Source organism: Companilactobacillus futsaii JCM 17355 (genome assembly GCF_001435505.1).
Classification (GTDB): Bacteria; Bacillota; Bacilli; order Lactobacillales; family Lactobacillaceae; genus Companilactobacillus; species Companilactobacillus futsaii.
Genome location: NZ_AZDO01000154.1, coordinates 1 through 1,582, shown reverse-complemented (window position 1 = coordinate 1,582; position 1,582 = coordinate 1). Strand labels below are relative to the sequence as shown.

Annotated in this window: 1 protein-coding gene; it reads right to left on the bottom strand. The window is 37.5% G+C overall.

Going from position 1 to position 1,582, the window contains the following annotated elements:
• Positions 1-297: 297 nt before the first annotated feature.
• On the bottom strand, positions 298-1,329 hold the full coding sequence (locus FC88_RS12525) for a branched-chain amino acid aminotransferase (protein WP_057816128.1): 1,032 nt from the start codon (positions 1,327-1,329) through the stop codon (positions 298-300).
• Between the last annotated feature and the right edge of the window lie 253 nt (positions 1,330-1,582).

Below are 1,582 nucleotides of genomic sequence, written 5' to 3'. Positions count from 1 at the left end.
CCTTTATGGGTTTTTGTGTCCACTAGTGTTCGGTTATATTTTACAATCTGCCAAAATTAAATATTCCAATATTTGATAGAAAATTTTATTAAAATAGAAGTTTTAAATAACTAATTTGTATATACAATTTACCTGTGAGATTTAAAAGCACAAGAATCCTATTAAATTTAGTTTCCATCAGGGGGACGGGTAAGGATTTGAGGGCTGTGTTTTTGGATCCTACTACCTCACTTCTCAACAATATATGAAAAAAGGTCGCGGACATTAATCTGCGGCCTTTTTGATTTATTTATTGTTTCATTCTACTACTTGAACCCAACCTTCAGGTGCTTCAACTGTACCGAATTGAATTCCAGTTAATGTGTCATACAATTTCTTAGTTACAGGACCAACTTCAGTTTCACTGTAGAAGACGTGGAGGTTACCGTTGTGTTCCAAACCACCAATAGGTGAGATAACAGCAGCAGTACCACAAGCGCCGGCTTCGGCAAATCTGTCCAATTGGTCAACGTAAACGTCGCCTTCTTCAGCACCAAGTCCCAAACGGTTCTTAGCCAACCAAAGTAGAGAGTATTTAGTGATACTTGGAAGGATAGAAGGTGATTTAGGTGTTACAAAGACATTGTCCTTAGTAATACCAAAGAAGTTAGCTGATCCAACTTCTTCAATCTTCTTATGTTCAATTGGATCCAAGTAAACACAATCAGCAAAGCCATTATCGTGGGCCTTTTCACCAGGATAAAGACTGGCAGCGTAGTTACCACCAACTTTACTTTGACCAGTACCTTTATGAGCGGCACGATCGTATTGTGAAGTAGTGAAGTTAACTGGTGTAAGTCCACCCTTGAAGTAATTACCAACTGGCATTGCGAAGATGGTAAAGATGTATTCTGGGGCAGCGTGAACACCGATTTGTTCACCAGTACCGATAATCAAAGGACGAATATAAAGTGTGGCACCATTGCCATAAGGTGGTACGAAGTCAGCATTAGCTTTTACAACTGATTTTACTGCTTCTACGAATTTGTCTTCTGGGAAAACAGGCATTAAGAGTCGTTCACATGAGTCCTTTAAACGTTTAGCATTGCGGTCAGGTCTGAACAATTGAATTTTGCCATCTGGGGTACGATACGCTTTCATACCTTCAAAAGCTGCTTGACCGTAGTGCAAGACTGGTGAAGCCTCACTAATGTGAAGTGTACTATCTTCTGTTAGTCCAGCATCTTGCCATGCGCCGTCTTTCCAATGTGCAGTAAAACGGTAAGGTAAGTCCATATAATTGAAACCTAGATTGTTCCAATCAATTTTTGTTGCATCTGCTTTTGCCATATTTTATATCTCCTTTGTTAAATTTTATCTAATAAATTAATAACATTATTAAATTTATTAGATTCATAATAGTTAACATGCCAAAAAGTGTCAATGGTAAATTGGGATTTTTTTAATAATTCATTTGATTAAGCAAAATTATGAAAACTGGGTACAATAAGAGTGAAATGACTCTTTTTTAAGTTAGGTAGTAGTATTATTCCGTCCTCCATAGCAAAGAAAATTTGGCTGGAATGCACTCTGCCTTGTCAAG

Excerpts from the sequence above, each read along its gene's own strand:
- FC88_RS12525 (WP_057816128.1), bottom strand. The coding sequence starts at position 1,329 with ATGGCAAAAGCAGATGCAACAAAAATTGATTGGAACAATCTAGGTTTC.